General features: G+C 73.4%; 14 protein-coding genes. 7 read left to right on the top strand and 7 right to left on the bottom strand.

Annotation, left to right across the window (positions count from 1 at the left end; all coding sequences use genetic code 11):
• Positions 1-34: 34 nt before the first annotated feature.
• Entirely contained in the window at positions 35-1210 is a 1176-nt protein-coding gene (locus tag ACJTNH_RS12125) for a 4-hydroxybenzoate 3-monooxygenase (RefSeq protein ID WP_458175947.1), read from the bottom strand.
• Between the two features lie 63 nt (positions 1211-1273).
• Entirely contained in the window at positions 1274-2050 is a 777-nt protein-coding gene (locus ACJTNH_RS12120) for an IclR family transcriptional regulator (protein WP_458175945.1), read from the bottom strand.
• A 69-nt stretch (positions 2051-2119) separates the two neighbouring features.
• Between ACJTNH_RS12120 and pcaH the strand changes: the two genes are divergently transcribed.
• From pcaH to pcaC, 5 genes are read left to right on the top strand one after another with little or no spacing between them, the layout of a single operon-like run.
• On the top strand, positions 2120-2887 hold the full coding sequence (pcaH, locus tag ACJTNH_RS12115) for a protocatechuate 3,4-dioxygenase subunit beta (protein ID WP_458175943.1): 768 nt from the start codon (positions 2120-2122) through the stop codon (positions 2885-2887).
• Entirely contained in the window at positions 2884-3597 is a 714-nt protein-coding gene (pcaG, locus tag ACJTNH_RS12110; RefSeq protein ID WP_458175941.1) for a protocatechuate 3,4-dioxygenase subunit alpha, read from the top strand. Before pcaH ends, pcaG begins: the two co-directional genes overlap by 4 nt.
• Before the next feature lie 25 nt (positions 3598-3622).
• Positions 3623-4939 (top strand): lyase family protein, encoded by a 1317-nt coding sequence (locus ACJTNH_RS12105; RefSeq protein ID WP_458175939.1) that lies wholly within the window; start codon positions 3623-3625, stop codon positions 4937-4939.
• Positions 4936-5712, top strand: coding sequence for a 3-oxoadipate enol-lactonase (gene pcaD / locus ACJTNH_RS12100; protein WP_458175937.1), 777 nt, complete (start codon positions 4936-4938; stop codon positions 5710-5712). Before ACJTNH_RS12105 ends, pcaD begins: the two co-directional genes overlap by 4 nt.
• Positions 5709-6128: a 4-carboxymuconolactone decarboxylase gene (gene pcaC / locus ACJTNH_RS12095; RefSeq protein ID WP_458175935.1), complete on the top strand. Its 420-nt coding sequence runs from the start codon at positions 5709-5711 to the stop codon at positions 6126-6128. The genes pcaD and pcaC overlap by 4 nt, the downstream gene beginning before the upstream one ends.
• A gap of 7 nt (positions 6129-6135) precedes the next feature.
• Here pcaC and ACJTNH_RS12090 read toward each other — a convergent pair whose 3' ends face one another.
• Positions 6136-7572, bottom strand: coding sequence for a hypothetical protein (locus tag ACJTNH_RS12090; protein WP_458175933.1), 1437 nt, complete (start codon positions 7570-7572; stop codon positions 6136-6138).
• Between the two features lie 245 nt (positions 7573-7817).
• On the opposite strand from ACJTNH_RS12090, the gene ACJTNH_RS12085 reads away from it, so the two are divergent.
• Positions 7818-8873, top strand: coding sequence for a glycosyltransferase family 4 protein (locus tag ACJTNH_RS12085; protein WP_458175931.1), 1056 nt, complete (start codon positions 7818-7820; stop codon positions 8871-8873).
• A gap of 3 nt (positions 8874-8876) precedes the next feature.
• Here ACJTNH_RS12085 and ACJTNH_RS12080 read toward each other — a convergent pair whose 3' ends face one another.
• From ACJTNH_RS12080 to ACJTNH_RS12065, 4 genes are all read right to left on the bottom strand, one after another.
• Positions 8877-10391, bottom strand: coding sequence for a sensor histidine kinase (locus ACJTNH_RS12080; RefSeq protein WP_458175929.1), 1515 nt, complete (start codon positions 10389-10391; stop codon positions 8877-8879).
• A gap of 16 nt (positions 10392-10407) precedes the next feature.
• Positions 10408-11151 carry a response regulator transcription factor gene (locus ACJTNH_RS12075; RefSeq protein WP_458175927.1) on the bottom strand — a complete coding sequence of 248 codons (744 nt, stop codon included), beginning with the start codon at positions 11149-11151 and terminating at the stop codon, positions 10408-10410.
• A gap of 404 nt (positions 11152-11555) precedes the next feature.
• Positions 11556-13340: a hypothetical protein gene (locus ACJTNH_RS12070; RefSeq protein WP_458175925.1), complete on the bottom strand. Its 1785-nt coding sequence runs from the start codon at positions 13338-13340 to the stop codon at positions 11556-11558.
• A complete protein-coding gene (locus ACJTNH_RS12065; protein WP_458175923.1) occupies positions 13337-14347 on the bottom strand; it encodes a hypothetical protein in 1011 nt (336 codons plus the stop codon). The genes ACJTNH_RS12070 and ACJTNH_RS12065 overlap by 4 nt, the downstream gene beginning before the upstream one ends.
• Before the next feature lie 974 nt (positions 14348-15321).
• Between ACJTNH_RS12065 and ACJTNH_RS12060 the strand changes: the two genes are divergently transcribed.
• The gene (locus ACJTNH_RS12060; RefSeq protein WP_458175921.1) at positions 15322-16083 is read left to right on the top strand and encodes a hypothetical protein; all 762 of its coding nucleotides are present in this window, start codon (positions 15322-15324) and stop codon (positions 16081-16083) included.
• Positions 16084-16448 lie beyond the last annotated feature (365 nt).

Here is a 16448-nt window from a genome sequence, read left to right as displayed (position 1 = left end):
CGAGCCTGCGAGTGGTGGGGGGCAGGAGGGTCCTTCACCAGAGGTCGAGGGGGAGGCCGGTGTAGTTCTCGGCGAGCTCGCGGGCGGCGGTCTCGGAGGTGCAGAGGCGGCGCAGCTGGGAGAGCTGCAGCTGCGCGTCGAGGTCGTCGCCGGAGCGGTGGAACAGCGACGTCATCCACCAGGAGAAGTGGGTGGCGCGCCAGACCCGGGCCAGCGCCCGGTCGGACCAGCTGTCGACCAGGTCGGTCCGCCCCTCGGTCAGCAGCCGCACCAGCGCCTGCGCGAGCAGGGTGACGTCGGCGACGGCGAGGTTGAGCCCCTTGGCGCCGGTGGGCGGCACGATGTGCGCGGCGTCGCCGGCGAGGAAGAGCCGGCCGTGCCGCATGGGTGCGCTGACGAACGAGCGCATCGGCAGGATCGACTTCTCCGTCACCGGGCCGGTCTGCAGCTCCCAGCCGTCCAGGGCGAACCGGGTCGAGAGCCCGTCCCAGATCCGGTCGTCGGACCAGTCCTCGATCCGCTCGGTGGGGTCGACCTGCAGGTAGAGCCGGGAGACCGAGGGCGAGCGCATCGAGAGCAGGGCGAACCCGTCGGGGTGCCAGGCGTAGACCAGTTCGTCCTCGCTCGGCGCGACGTCGGCCAGGATGCCCAGCCAGGCGTGGGGCCAGGTGCGCTCCCAGGTGCGGCCGCCGGCGCCGGCGGTGACCACCGGCCGGGAGACGCCGTGGAAGCCGTCGGTGCCGGCGACCACGTCGCACTCGAGCACCTGCGGGACGCCCTCGGCGTCGGTGAACCGGATCCGGGGCGCGTCGGTGTCGACGTCCTCGGGTGCCACGTCGGAGACCTCGAACAGCAGTGGCGGGCCGTCGTCCAGCTGGGCGGCGACCAGGTCCTTGACCACCTCGGTCTGGCCGTAGACCCACACCCGGCGGCCGCACAGCTGCGGGAAGTCCAGGTGGTGGCGGACGCCGGGGTGCTGCAGGTGGATGCCGTCGTGCGGCAGCCCCTCGCGCTGCAGCCGGCCGCCCACGCCGGCGTCGACCAGCGTCTGCACGGTGTGCTGTTCCAGGATGCCGGCGCGGATCCGGCCCTCGACGTACAGCCGTGACCGGCTCTCCAGCACCACCGTGTCGATGCCCTGGAGCTGCAGCAGCCGGGACAGCAGCAGTCCGGCCGGTCCCGCTCCGATGATCCCCACCTGGGTGCGCACGGTCGGAGTGTGACCCCGGCTACCGGCGGACGGCGACCTGCGGACCCCGCTGGGCGGAAGCGGTCAGCGGAACTGCTCGCTGCCGCGCAGCGCCCGTCCGATGCCCCGGGCGGCCACCTGGAGCACCGGGGACAGCCGACCGACGTCGCGCCGGTGCGCCGGGACGACGATGCCCAGGGCGGCCACGACGACGGGGCCGGTGGGCCGGTCGACGGTCACCGGGACGGCGACCGACGCCGCGCCCAGGGACATCTCCTCGGCGGTGCGGGCCAGGCCGCGGCGGCGCACCTCGGCGAGCTCCCGGCTCAGCAGCCGGCGGTCGACGACGGTGTGCCGGGTCTCCCGGGTCGCCTGCGCCAGTGCCTGCTCCACCACGTCGTCCGGGGCCGAGGCGAGCAGCACCTTGCCCACCCCGGTGGCGTGCAGCGGCAGGCGGCTGCCCACCTGGCTGACCACCGGCACCGACTCGCGGCCGGAGATCCGCTCCACGTAGAGCGCCTTCGTGCCGTCGCGGACCGCCAGGTGCACGGTGTCCCGGGTGGCGGTGTGCACGTCGAGCAGGAAGGGGCTGGCGACCTGGCGCAGCTCGAGCTGCACCGGCGCGAGCAGCCCGAGGTCCCACAGCTTCCGGCCGATCTCGTAGCGGCCGTCGGGGCGGCGGGCGAGGGCACCCCAGGCGGCGAGCTCGGCGAGCAGCCGGTGGGCGGTGGTCAGCGGGGTGCCCGACCGCTCGGCCACCTGGGACAGCGTCAGCCGGGGGTGCTCGGCGTCGAAGGCGTCCAGGACGCCGAGCGCGCGTGAGGTGACCGAGCGGCCACCAGCTCCTGCTCCACCGGCCACGTCGCCGCCCTTCCCCTCAGCGGAAGTCCTCGCTTGGGCACGGTAGACCCGGGTCGTACGGTCCCGGACATGACCGGGACCACACCTCGGGCGCCGCGCCCCGCGTCGGACAGTGCGCTGGTCGTGCCCCGCTACCTCCGTGAACGCGAGGAGAGTCGCACGCCGGTCGCCTACCCCGGCTACCGGAGCACCGCGCTGCGGGCGCCGTTGCGCACCCCGGTCGACCTGCCGCACCGGCTGACCGAGGTGACCGGCCCGGTGCTCGGCGAGGACCGGGTCACCGCCGCCGACGCCGACCTCACGCTGCGCTCGGGCGGCGAGGCCCAGGGCCAGCGGATCATCGTGCACGGCCGGGTGCTCGACAGCGACGGCCGGCCGGTGCCGCACGCGCTGGTCGAGGTGTGGCAGGCCAACGCCGCCGGCCGCTACCGGCACGTCGTCGACAACTGGCCGGCGCCGCTGGACCCGCACTTCGACGGGCTGGGCCGGGTGGTCACCGACGGCCTGGGCCGGTACGAGTTCACCACCGTCAAGCCCGGCGCCTACCCGTGGGGCAACCACCACAACGCCTGGCGGCCGGCGCACATCCACTTCAGCCTCTTCGGCCAGGCCTTCACCCAGCGGCTGGTCACCCAGATGTACTTCCCGGACGACCCGCTGTTCGGCCAGGACCCGATCTTCAACTCCGTGCCCCCGGCCGCGCGGCACCGCGCGATCAGCCGCTTCGACCTGGAGCGCACCCAGCCCGACTGGGCGCTGGCCTACCGCTGGGACATCGTGCTGCGGGGGCGGGACCAGACCCCGTTCGAGACCGACGACGACGGGGACGTGGCGTGAGCGCCGACCAGCGGAGCGCCGAGCAGTTGGGTGACGGGCAGGTCAGCAGCGCGCACCCGTCGCCGCTGGTCCGGGCCGCCGACGACACCGACGACCGCCGGCCGAGCACCCCCCGGCGCGGCAGCGGCTTCCTGGACGAGCCGTTCCGGCTGGGCACCACCCCGAGCTCCACCGTGGGCCCCTACCTCGCCATCGGGCTGACCTGGGACGACGGGCCGTACGCCGTCCCGGAGGGCACGGACGGCGCCATCTGGCTGCGCGGCCGGGTGTACGACGGCAACGGCGACCTGGTGCCCGACGCGATGATCGAGACCTGGCAGGCCGACCCCGACGGGCACTTCGACCACCCCGACGCACCGGCCGGTGAGCGCCGGTTCCCGGCCTTCCGCGGGCTCGGCCGGTCGCACACCGTCGAGCCGCACGGTGAGTACGGGGTGCTGACCCTCAAGCCCGGCCGGGTGCCCGACGGCCAGGGCGGCTGGCAGGCGCCGCACGTCGACGTCTCGGTGTTCGCCCGCGGCCTGCTCGACCGGCTGGTCACCCGGGTCTACTTCGCCGACGAGGCGGCGGCCAACGCCGAGGACGTCGTGCTGCGCGGCCTCCCCGACGACGCCGCCCGCGCCACGCTCGTCGCGCAGCCCAGCGAGGACGGCTACCGGCTCGACATCCGCCTGCAGGGGGACCGCGAGACGGTCTTCTTCGCGGTGTGAGCACCCCGACCGACAGGATGGCCGCGTGATCCTCGACGCGACGTTCGCCCGCGGCCCCGTGCCGGCCGGGGACGCCTGGCTGGTCGCCCTGCTGGAGGTGGAGGGCGCCCTGGCCCGGGCCGCCGCCCGGGTGGGGCTGGTGGCCGGCACGGCGGCCGAGGAGGTCAGCCGTGCCTGCGCGGACCCGGCCCGGCTGGACCTCGCCACCGTGCACCGGCACGCGGGCGACGCCGGCAACCCGGTGCCGCCGCTGGTGCGGGCGCTGCGCGACGTGGTCGGCCCGCACGCCGCCCGGGCGGTGCACCCCGGCGCCACCAGCCAGGACGTGGTGGACACCGCGGCGATGCTGCTGGCCCGCCGCGGCCTGCAGCTGATCGACCAGGCGCTGGCCGAGTCGGCGACCGCCTGCGCCCGGCTGGCCACCGAGCACCGGGACGACGTGCTGATCGGCCGCACGCTGCTGCAGCAGGCGCTGCCGGTGACGGTGGGGCTCAAGGCCGCCACCTGGCTGGCCGGGCTGGACGGCGTCCGCAGCCGGATCGCGGCGGTGTCGGCCGGGCTGCCGGTGCAGTTCGGCGGTGCGGTCGGCACGCTGGCCGCGAGCGCCGGGTCCGGGGTCGACCTGCGCCGCGAGCTGGCCGCCGAGTTGGGGCTGGCCAGCACCGACGTCCCGTGGTCGACCGTGCGGCTGCCGATCGCCGACGTCGCCGGGGTGCTCGGCGCGGCCGCCGGGGTGGTGGCGACCATCGCCCTGGACGTCGTGCTGCTGGCCCAGACCGAGGTCGGAGAGGTGAGCGAGGTGGCCGAGGGCCGCGGCGGTTCCTCGGCGATGCCGCACAAGGCCAACCCGGTGGCGGCGATCTCGGCCCGGGCCTGCGCCCGGCGCGCCCCGGGCATGGTGGCCACGCTCTTCGCCGCGATGGAGCAGGAGCACGAGCGCGGCGCGGGCACCTGGCACGTGGAGTGGCCGACGCTCACCGACCTGCTGGGCACGGTCGGCTCGGCAGCCGCCTGGCTGACCGAGTGCCTGGCCTCGCTGCGGCTGGACACCGACCGGATGGCCGCCACCGTCGCCGCGGCGGGCGACGCGCAGCTGGCCGGGGCGCTGGCCGAGGCGCTCGCCCCGGCGCTCGGGGCGGACGCGGCGCACGACGCGGCGGCCGCAGCCGTCCGGGAGGCCGCCGCCGCGGGCCGCCCGCTGGCCGACGTCGTGCTCGAGCGCGCCGACGTCGACGGGGCGGCGCTGGTCGCCGACACCGCCCCCGACACCGGGGAGGCCGGCGCCCAGACCGACGCCGCGCTCGCCGCCCACACCGTCGCCGTCCAGGGAGGACACCCGTGACCGCCGTCGAGGTGCACGCCGTCGTCGAGGGGCCGGACGACGCGCCGGTGCTGCTGCTGTCCAACTCCCTGGGGTCGGACCTGACCATGTGGAGCCCGCAGTTGCCCGCGCTGGCCGAGCGGTTCCGGGTCGTGCGCTACGACACCCGCGGGCACGGCCGGTCACCCGCGGTGCCCGGCGACGCCACGATCGACGACCTGGCCGACGACGTGGTGGCCCTGCTCGACCGGCTCGGGGTCGAGCGGGCGCACGTCGCCGGCGTCTCCATCGGCGGGATGACCGGGCTGCGGCTGGCGGTGCGCGAGCCGCACCGGGTGGCCAGCCTGGCCGTGCTGTGCAGCTCGGCGCACACCGGCAACGCCGACGCCTGGCGGGAGCGGGCGCACACCGCGCGCACCCGGGGCACCGCCGTGCTGGCCGAGACGGTGGTCGGCCGCTGGCTGACCCCGCCGTACGCCGCCGAGCACCCCGACCTGGTCGCACGGCTGCAGGCGATGGTCGCCGCCGCCGACGACGAGGGGTACGCCGGCTGCTGCGCCGCGATCGAGCGGATGGACCAGCGCCCCGATCTGGGCAGCATCACCGTGCCCACGCTGGTCGTCTCCGGCGCCGAGGACCAGGCCGTGCCGCCGGAGCACCAGCGGCTGATCGCCGACGGCGTCCCCGGTGCCCGGTTCCTGAGCCTGAGCCCGGCCGCGCACCTGGCCAACCTGGAGCAGCCCGAGCAGGTCACCCGGGCGCTGATCACCCACGCCACCGGAGGCACCGCATGACCGCGCACCCTGCGGACGACGGGCCGCTGGAGACCGACGAGCAACGCCGCGCCGCCGGGATGCGGGTGCGCCGCGAGGTGCTCGGCGACGCGCACGTCGACCGGGCGGTCGCCGCGGTCACCCCGCTGACCGCCGACTTCCAGGACTTCATCACCCGGGTCGCCTGGGGCGACCTGTGGCAGCGGCCGGAGCTGGCCCGCCGGGAGCGGAGCATGCTCACCCTGGCGATCACCGCCTCCCTGCGGCACTGGGACGAGTTCGCGCTGCACGTGCGCGCCGCGGTGCGCAACGGCCTGACCGACGCCGAGATCGCCGAGGTCTGCCTGCACACCGCCGTCTACGCCGGCGTGCCGGCGGCCAACCACGCGCTCGCGGTGGCCCGGCCGATCCTGGCCGAGCTGCGCGCCGAGGGCTGAGCCCCGCTCAGCCGGCCGGCAGGGTGACCGGGAAGGTGAGCCGCCCGGCCCCGAGGTCGATCGTCACGTCGCCGTCGGCGGTCACCGACCCGCTGACGACGAGGTCGGCGCTGGTCAGGTCGGCGGGCACGTCGAAGGCGATCAGCACGCGGTCGGCCGAGTCGTCGAGGTCGACCGGCCGGAGCACCGTGCCGTCGTCCAGGCGCAGCGACAGCAGCCCCAGCGGCAGCGCGCCGGGCTGCAGCCCGGGGACGGCGAGGGTGACCCCGACCACCAGCAGCGCCCGGTCCGGGCCGGCCGGCCGGTCGGTGCCGTCGGGGCCGGCGAACCACTGCAGCGAGCCGCCGGAGACGCTGACGGTGAGGTCGAACTCGGCCGACACCCGGCCCGGCGCGCTCAGCGTGCCGGGCAGCTGCCGGCTGCTGGCCAGCCCCAGCTGCCGGTTCTGCCGCGCCAGCACCTGCAGGTTGCCCTCCCCGGGTGCCCCGGTGAGCAGGGACAGCCGCTGCTCCACGCCGGCGTCGGTGACCACGAGGTCGGCCGTGGCGGCGTCCACGGGCACGGAGACGACCGCCTCGACCGTGGTGCCCGGTGCGACCAGCCCGGCCGGGACGGCGATCGGCGCGGCGCCCTCGGCCTGGTAGGTCAGCACCGGCGGGGTCGCGGACCGGCCCTCCCCGGCGGTGATCTCGTAGGTGACCGCGAGGAAGCGCTCACCCTCGGCGGGTCGCCGGGCGGCGTCGCCGGTGCCGATCCGATCCGGGGTGGCCAGCCCGGTCACGGTGACCGCGGCGGCCGGGCCGGAGAGCCGGCTGGGCCCGGTCGGGGCGGTGTAGGTGACACCCGGGAAGGGCCCGACCGCGGTGTACGCGGGCTCGGCCCGGGCCGGCGGCGGCACCTGCAGCCCACCGGAGCCGTCGGGCGGGCTGCCGCCGTCCGGCCGGCGGAGCAGGGCGGCGTCGGCGAGCTGCCCGGGGGAGGGGTCGACGGGCAGGTCGGCGACGGCCAGCCGGACGTCGCCCCCGGTCGGGGTGGCGGTCAGCGGGAACCGCAGCCAGCTGCGCGCCGGGTCGCCGTCGACGAACAGCACCGGGCCGCAGAGCAGCGTGGGCTGCACGTCGTCGCTGTCGGGGCCGACCCGCTCGAACCAGCAGCGGCTGTCCTCGGCCTGCACGCCGTTGCGGCCGGACACGTAGCCGGCCAGCTGCCGGTCGGCCTCGGCGAGGGTGACCGCGGGGTCGACGACGAAGTCCCTGCCGAACCGGATCGGGTCCTCCCGCAGCGACAGCACGAGGAACAGCACGGCCCTGGCGAGCAGCACCACGACCAGCGCCGCCAGGGTCAGCACCGGGCCGCGGGGGCGTCGCCGCCGTCCGGCCGGCACCGGGTCGGGCGCGTCCACGGAGGGCAGCACCGCCGGGCCCCGCTCGCCGTGCTGGTCCACTCGTCGGCCTCCTCGTGCCCGGTCCGCCACCCGGAGGACGGGTCGCACCGCGCGGAACGTAGCCGACCGGGAGGCCTGCGGGCAGGCACCACGCTCGCCGGGGGCCACCCGCACGGGTGAGCGGTTCCTTGCCTGTCGGTTCGACAGCGACTACACCGGGTAGGGGAGATCGGCTGACCAGATCCCATCGAGGAGCACCGCCCCTGCCGCGTCGCAGTGCTCGAGCGCAGGAGGCGTACGACCGCGTGACCGCAGTGCCCGACGAGTCCTCGCAGCGCCCGCTGCGGGTGGCGACCGTGCCGTTCGCCGGCGCGTACGTGGACGCCGTGCTGCCCGAGACCGTCGTCCGGGTGGGCCCGGCCGGCTCGCCCAGCCCGTGGCTGGACCCCGAGTACCTCACCGAGCACGCCGCTGAGGTCGACGTGCTGCACCTGCACGGCGACCACGACGTGCTCACCGTCCCGGAGATGGACGCCTGGACCATGGCCGTCCGGCGCACCGGCGTCCCCCTGGTCGTCACGGTGCACCACCTGGACGCCCTGGAGGGCGTGGCCAGCGGCACGCACCCCGGCGCGGCCCGCACCCGGCACCGCGCGCACCTCCGGGCACTGCTGGCCACCGCCGAGGTGGTGCTCACCCTCACCCCGGGCGCGGCCGACGAGATCGCCGACCGTTTCGGCCGGACGGCGATCGTGGCCGCCCACCCGTCGCTGGCCGAGCCGACCCCGGGCATCGGCCGGGAGACGCGGTCGGTCGGGCTGCACCTGGGCCGGCTGGGCCCGGACGTCCCCGAGCCGCTGGAGCTGGTCCGGGCCACGCTGTCCGGCGCGCTCTCCGGCGGTGGGCGGCTGCGGGTCGACGTGCACCCCGACGTCGACCTGGCTGCCCGCCTCCCCGAGCTGGCCGAGCTCGCCGACGCCGGCGACCTGGACCTGGCCCGCAGCTGGCCCGGCGACCCGGCCGCCTGGGTGCGGCACCTGCAGGAGCTGCACGTCTCCGTGCTCGGCCGCCGCACCGGCTCCCACTCGGGCTGGGTGGAGCTGTGCCGGGACGCCGGCACCCGGCTCGTCGTCCCGGCCGGGGGCTGGCACGCCCAGCAGTGGTCCGACGTCGTGCTCTACGGCAACGACCCGGAGCACGGGCTGGACGCCGCGTCGCTCACCTCGGCCGTGGTCGCGGCGCTGACCCGTCCGGCGCCGGCCCGGGTCGACCGCGGCTGGCGGGCCGAGCAGCGGGCCGCGGTGCGCCGGGTGCACGCCCAGGTCTACGAGCAGGTGGCCGCCGACTCCGCGGTGGCCTGACGCTCAGCCGACGTCGCCCTGGCTGGCGTGCGGCAGCCGCACCGTGAACGCCGTGCGCCCCGGCTCGCTCGCCAGCTCGACGGTGCCGCCGTGCGCGGTGACGACGGCGTGCACGATCGCCAGGCCCAGGCCCGTGCTGCCGGCGGTGCGGGAGCGGCTGGCGTCGCCGCGGGCGAACCGCTCGAACACGTGCGCCTGCAGGGCCGCCGGTACGCCCGGTCCGTCGTCGACGACCTGCAGCACGGCCCAGCCGCCCTCGGTCCGCAGCCGGGTGGTGGCCGTGGTGCCCGCCGCGGTGTGGCTGCGCACGTTGGCCAGCAGGTTGGCCAGCACCTGGTGCAGCCGGTCCGCGTCGCCGGGCACCAGCACCGGGGCGTCGGGCAGGTCGACCTGCCAGTGGTGGCCGGGGCCGGCCACGTGGGCGTCGCTGACGGTGTCGACGACCAGGGCGGTCAGGTCGACCTCGGCCATCGCCAGCTCCCGGCCGGCGTCCAGCCGGGCGAGCAGCAGCAGCTCCTCGACCAGCGAGGACATCCGCAGCGCCTCGGACTCGACCCGGCCCATCGCCCGGCCGACGTCGGCGGAGACCTCCGAGCCCTGCCGGCGGACCAGCTCGGCGTAGCCGCGGATGGAGGCCAGCGGGGTGCGCAGCTCGTGGCTGGCGTCGGCGACGAACTGCCGCACCCGGGTCTCGGACTCCTGCCGGGCGGCCAGCGAGCCTTCCACGTGGTCCAGCATCCGGTTCAGCGCCGTGCCGACCTGACCGACCTCGGTGCCCGGGTCGGTGTCCTCCGGCGGCACGCGCTCGGCCAGCCGCACCTCGCCGGTGGCCAGCGGCAGTTCCGACACCCGGGTCGCGGTGGCCGCGACCCGGTCCAGCGGTCGCAGCGTGCGGCGGATCACCAGCATCGCGGCCAGCGCCGCGGCGACCAGGGCCAGCAGACCGACCAGCAGCTCGACGGCGACCAGCCGGCGGACGGCGTCGGCGGTGCCGCGCAACGGCAGGCCGGAGACGAGCACGTCGCCGTCGGGCAGCTCGGTGGCCACCAGCCGGTAGTCGCCGAGGTCACCGCCCAGGTCGCGGGTCACCGGCTCGCCGTCCGGGGTCAACGCTGCCAGCACCTCGTCCTGGGCGGCGCTGAGCTCGACGGTGGCCCCGGTCGGGGAGATCACGCCGGAGACCGTGCACCCGCCCGCGACGACCTTGGCGCCCAGCGTGCCCTCGCCCTGCCCGCGCGCGCCCAGGAAGCCCGGGCCGTCCTGGGCGTCACAGGGGTCGGCGTCCACCCCGGCCGGTGGGCTCGGCGGCGGGCCGCCGTCCCCGGCTGCGGGGTCGTAGTCCTTGGACCGGTCGGTGGTGGCGGCCAGCCGGGCGTCGACCTGGTCGACCAGCTGCTCGCGCAGCGCGGTGACCGAGACGACGCCCACCAGGGCCAGCACCGCGACCAGCGGGACGACGAAGGCGACCAGCAGCCGGGTGCGCAGCGAACGGCGGGACCGGGTGGGGCCGCGGCTCACCGCGGGTGGGCCGACGTCATGCGGCGGGCTTGATCACGTACCCGGCGCCCCGGAGCGTGTGGATCATCGGGGCCCGGCCGGCGTCGATCTTGCGGCGCAGGTAGGAGATGTAGAGCTCGACGATGTTGCCCTGGCCGCCGAAGTCGTACTGCCACACCCGGTCGAGGATCTGCGCCTTGGACAGCACCCGCTTGGGGTTGCGCATCAGGTAGCGCAGCAGCTCGAACTCGGTGGCGGTCAGCCGGATGTCGTCGCCGCCGCGGGTGACCTCGTGGCTCTCCTCGTCCAGGGTGAGGTCACCGACGACCAGCAGCCCGTCGTCGGCCACCACGCGGCTGGTGCGGCGCAGCAGGCCACGCAGCCGGGCGGCGACCTCCTCCAGGCTGAAGGGCTTGGTGACGTAGTCGTCGCCACCGGCGGTGAGGCCGGCGATCCGGTCCTCCAGCGCGTCCTTGGCGGTGAGGAAGACGACCGGGACCAGCGGGGAGTCCGCGCGCAGCCGGCGCAGCACCTCCAGGCCGTCCGTGTCCGGCAGCATCACGTCCAGGACGACCGCGTCCGGCCGGAAGTCGCGGGCGACGCGCACCGCATCGGTGCCGTCGTGCGCGGTGCGCACGTCCCAGCCCTCGTAGCGCAGCGCCATCGACAGCAGCTCGCAGATCGAGGGCTCGTCGTCGACGACCAGCACCCGCAGGGCGCTGCCGTCGGGGCGGGTCAGCTGGGCCCGGGAGCTGGACGAGGGGGAGGCGGTCGTCGTCATGAGCCGACTGTGCGCCGCGACCCTGGGAGTTCCCTGTGCTCAGCTCGGGAAGTCGCTGTGTCCGGCCCAGGCGTCTTCGCGCCGGTCAGGCAGGGAGATGAGGGTGAGAGGTTGAACGATACAGGTGGTGGCGGCCGTTCGCTCCGGGGTGTCAGAGATTAACAGCCGAGATGTCACACATTTGTGGCCGACGACCTCTTCGGCAGCCGGGCAATCGCCGCAGCCTCTGAGTGGCGCGTGGAAGGGGTCAATCGTGGCGTGGCAGTCTCGGCGAGAAAGGTCGCCGCGCGCAGTCAGTGGTTGAGTGTCGAGGAATCGCGCCCGGCGAAGTCAAAGATTATTGCGTCACATCGTGAATGCAGAAGCACCCCCGGTCATCGGACCGGGAGTGCTTCTGTCTCTTGTCAGGCCGCGGCGAGCGAGTCCCGGTCTTCGTGCTTGTGTCGGAACGCGCGTTGCGACGCCTGGTTCGTCTCGGCGACGGCCAGGGCGATGATCACGCCGATGCGTTCGACGCCCAGGGTGTTGAACACTGCTCCGTCGATGCCGCCGGTGTGATCAGCACGGAATTGGCTGTGCCACTGTTCGTTCAGGCTACGCGCGTAGCCGTACAACTTCTTGTGTTCGGCGCTGCCGAACAAGTGGACCCCGTACTGCTTGAACTGTTTCACGTCCATGAGGACGGGAGAGATGGATTTCGCGCACACGTAGGGCAGGTTGGCCATGTCGGGCTCGTCGATGACTGACGGCACCTCCGCGCCCAGGGCCAGGCTGTCGCTGACGATCGGGCAACGGCACTGGCCCGAGGCGGCCGGGCACTGCGCCTGGACGCGATACCCGATCGTCTCGATCGGGAGTGAGGTAGCGCTTGGCCGTCCACGACGGGTGTGCCGGGCCGGATCCGGGCGGCCGTTGGGGTGCATTCGCCCAGCGAGCAGTTGCGCCTCTCGCTGCTCGTGCGCGAGACGCTCAGCCTCGGTTGCAGTCGCGGACAGGGGGTTGAACGCATCCTTGGTGGCCGCACTGAAACCCGGGCAGATGAGGACGCCGTTGAAGAGCGTAGGTCCGTTGTCGACGATACGGAGTTCGTCCCCTGTCTCGACGTTGGTCGAGGTGTTGGCTGGCCGCTGCAACTCGAAGCGGCGCGTGTCGCCGTCGCGGTAGTCCTGCACGAGGTAGTAGCCCTTGGCGGTGAGGTTCTCGTTCATGCGCGACTTGCGCGTGAAACCCAGGTCGGCGATCGCGAATCGTGAGCGGCCCTTCTCCGCGCGTGGGGTCAGCAGTCCGGTCTTCTCGGCGTACTCGATGGCGAGCATGGTCTCGTCGACGTCACCGCCGGTCGGCTTACCGAGGCTCATGCCCACGACGACGATGGGGATCCGCTTCTGTCCGGGGCGGTGAGTTGCCATGATGAAGGTCGCTCCGTGGCCCCAGGTGGCTGAGGAGATCTCCTGCTTCTTCATGAACCAACCGGCGTCGGGATTCCCGGTGTGTCGTGCTTGCGCCTTGGTCCCTGTCTTGCCATTCGGCTTGGCGGTCCGGATGACGACCTCGTCGAACATGATGTCGCCGCGATGGGAACTGAGGAGAGATGGGTCGACGCTTGCAGCGATCAGCGTGTTGACGAGGAGGTCGTGGCGCTCCTTCTTCTGTGTCATCACCTCTCGTTCTTCGTCGGTGAGGGTGCGGATGCGCTTCTTGAGTTCTGCGTTCGTCTTCTTTCCGGTGCGGTCGTGCGGACTCCAGCGGATGGTGTCGAACGTGCGGTCGAGCGATCGGGCGAGCCGCGCGTACTCGGACTGCTGGATGGCGAGCGCCTCCTTGGGCCAACGGGTGTCGATCTCCGCGGTGAAGGACGTCAGCCAGCGCTGGCGCTCGGGGTCGATGGTCTCGGCGAGCCCGAGTTGGGTGATCTGCTGGCGGTCGAGTTGGAACCAGTACATCTGCAGCAGGGACGCCCAACTGATCGGCTGGCGGGTGATGATCAGTAGATAGAGGCCGATCAGCAGTGCGCGTGCCGAGTAGGCCCCAGTAGAAGCCGAGGTGGCCTTGGCCTCGCTTCGAGGGGCGCTGTCTTCGAGGAGCCACTGTTCGACGAGCGGCACGGCGCCGGAGCGGTCGATGAACTGGGTCGCGTAGGTGAAGGGGCCTGCGAGGATGTTCAGGCGCGCCTGTGGTGGTCGGATCATCGCCAGGTCCCCCGGACGTACTCCTCAATCTTGTGCATAGGTGGCGTGCCGGCGAATCCGACGAGGTCTTGGGCCGTGTGGCCGCCCGCGGCCAGGTCTGCGAGGTGGCAGATCACCGCGAACGGGATCGGGTTGGCCATGAGGTCGACGATCCAGCGGTTTCGGGCGGCGATGAGGTCGAACTTGACGCTGGGCACGGTCTTGGCGGCGCGTGCGAGAAGAGCGGACACGACCTTGTCCCGTGCGTGCTCGGGGCGGACGAGGAACTCGTCAGGTCGACGCTGCGCGGCGACGATCCGGTGGGTGGGGTAGGGGCCGATCGGGACCTCGCGAATGACACCGTGGTGATTGGTCACCGTGATGCGGGCTTCACCGTTCGCGAGCAGGTACAGGTCGTCACGACGGGCGCGGGCGACCTCGTCAGCACGCATGCCCGCACCGAAGGTCAGGTCGGCGACCATCGTGACGTCGGTGCAGAGATCGGCGGGGAGTCGCTGGGCGTTGTCCAGTGCTCGTGCCCATGCGCGCTTGTCGGCCGGTGGGCTGGCGACCCCGCGGGGCTTTGCTTCGCGCGTCGACCGGAACGGCAGGAGGTTGTTGAAGCGCGCGACATCTCGCACCCGCGACAGGTAGTCGCCCTGTGAACGGGCGCTGACCCCACGGGCTTGGAGGACGGTCTTGCACCACGCGGTCAGGGTCGCCTCGGCCAGGGCTCGGTGCGGATCGAATGAGCCGTTCACGTTGGCGTCATAGCCAGCCAGGTCGGCGAGGGCGGCCATCAGGTCGAGGTCTCGTTTGGCGGTCTTGAACGGCGTCGCCGTGACGAGGCTGATCAGGACCTCACGGAGATCTGCCGTGGGCGGAGGGCCGAACCTAGGCGTGTACGACCGCAGTGGTGCTGCGCGCTCCGCGTCGGTGGTGGGCAGCAGGTGCGGTGACCGGCGGGCCTGGGCGGCCTCGTCCGGCGACAGGGTCAGGTTGCGCTTGACTGCGCGTGGCTTCGCCATCAGGAACCCACCGCCATTCCGCCATGCGTCCGGAGCAGAGTCGTGCGGACGGCGTGGAGGTGACACCCAGCAGCGCGGGCGTCGGGAGCGCGCCGTGCTGTCTGCTGGAGCGGGCGGGGGAAGGACACCGCTGGGCCGTGTAGCGAAAACGCTACATCAACCACCGGCGACGCGTCGAGCGTTTCCTGTGCGATCGGGTTCGAGCGGTGCGACATGGGCAGTGCAATCGGCAGCGTGTTGCAGCCAGACGTTCACTGGGCGTCACTCGTTCGGGTGGATTGCCACGCAAGCGCCCGCTGGGGCGGCTGCTCTGGGCCGGGGGCCCAGCGTCTCGACTCCTCGCTACCGAGTCCTGCGGTCACATCGACGTCAGTGACTCCTGCCCGATGATCAAGCCGCGCCTGCGGAAGGCCGGTGGCGTGGTCGTCACGCCTCGACGGTAGAGCCAGGCTCGGGCATAGCGCTGCCTCCACAGCCTGGGGACCAGAGAGTGGGGAACCAGCCGGACGACGGCCAGATCGAACTGGCTGGGCAAAGGTCGTCCGCCCCACCATGGGTGCGCGAGGAAGCGACTCGGCTCGTTGGTCCAGGTCGGAGCACCTCGTCCGGACTCCCGGGCGGCGTGTTCTGCGGCCGCGGCAACGAGTGCGTCGATGACTGGCGCACCTGCAAATGGGGGCGGCGGCAAGAGGTCATCGGCGCGAGACAGCCAGTCAGCCGTGAAGCGGACGTACTCCGCAGGCGTCACCGCCAGCAGGGTGGCGACCAGCCTCGCAGGACTGGTCATCCGGCCCTCCGTCGACGGCGCCAGGAAGGGAGCGGTGTCCCGGCGCCGCGAGCCTAGCGCTGGGAGCGTCGGCAACCCGCTCGCCTGGGCTGGCCTGCGGATCGGCGGTCACCGAGTGATCGAGGCGGCCAGAGAATGCATCGGTCGATTCTGAGAAAGAGCCACCGGGTGTGCCGATTGTCAGCGCGTGACCGCACAGCGAACTCTCTGTTGGGCGGTGCCCTCCTTCTGGCCCGCGTTGCTGCACCTCCCCAAAGGGCATCTGACCACCGTTCTGCGCCCAAATGGAGGGGGCTGCCGCTCAGATTGGGCCACGATCGTCGGTCGCCTCATCCTCGACCTCATCGAGACCCGTCAGCCGGTTGTGTACATGCGCGCGGGACTCCCGGACGGTCCCGGTCCGGCCAGGGGCTTCTACGAGACGCCTGACCGATTCCTCAACGTCCTGGACGTTCACGCTGCGGCCGACGATGTTCGAGTCCGGCGATCTCGGTGGTCGGCGGGGAAGCGTGAACCGGAATGGGGCACGGTCGATGCCTTGCGCCACGGTGCAGGGCTCATGGACGGGCGCTTCGGTCCGGCCGCATTGATCCTGGACAACGGGAACGATGCAACGGTCGGCATCGCTGATGGGGCTGCCGCTCCCTGGTCGGAGACCGACACCAGAGGTGCGTCTGAAGGTCGTCGAAGCCGAGGTTGGGCCGATCAACTCGCCGAGTTGGCCCGAAGCCGCCCGGAGTCGCCCACCATCGTGGTCTGGTCACTGGACGACTCCGACGACGTCACGAGTCACGTGCTCGCGGATGCGTCCTTGGCGACCATCCACGTGCAGAAGGTCCTGCCCTGGGGCGAGGTCCCGATGTACGTGCGAACACGCGCTGCCGTGGATGCCGACTGGAGTGCGCCCCGGTTCGCCAGCCCGGATGTGCTGGACTGGGGCCTCCAGTAACGCGGTCTCGACGAGCACGGCATTCCCTGTGGTGGGAGTGGTCCAGGCTCGCCTGCCGCACATGCGATCGAGTCCGCGCGGGCCCGCTCCTGGCGGATCGGTCGTCGTCGCGACTCGGAAGTGTCACACGTGTCCGTCATCGTCCGTGCATGGCGGAGAGCGAGGGAGCACCCGAAGGGGCGCCGGTCAGCGCACTGCTGTGGGACCTGGACAATGTCGCGCCCGGCCTCACCAGGTTGTCCCAGGTCGGAGAAGCGCTGAGCCGCCTGGTCGAGCCACAGTCACCCCGCGTCGCGGCGGCGCATACCGGGTCATTCGGACCTGCCGGACAGCGCTGGAGGGGCTGGGCATCCGAGCCCTCTCCG

It is taken from the genome of Modestobacter lacusdianchii, from assembly GCF_054177765.1.
Note: the sequence above shows the minus strand (reverse complement) of the source record. Positions and strands in the feature narration are given on the sequence as shown.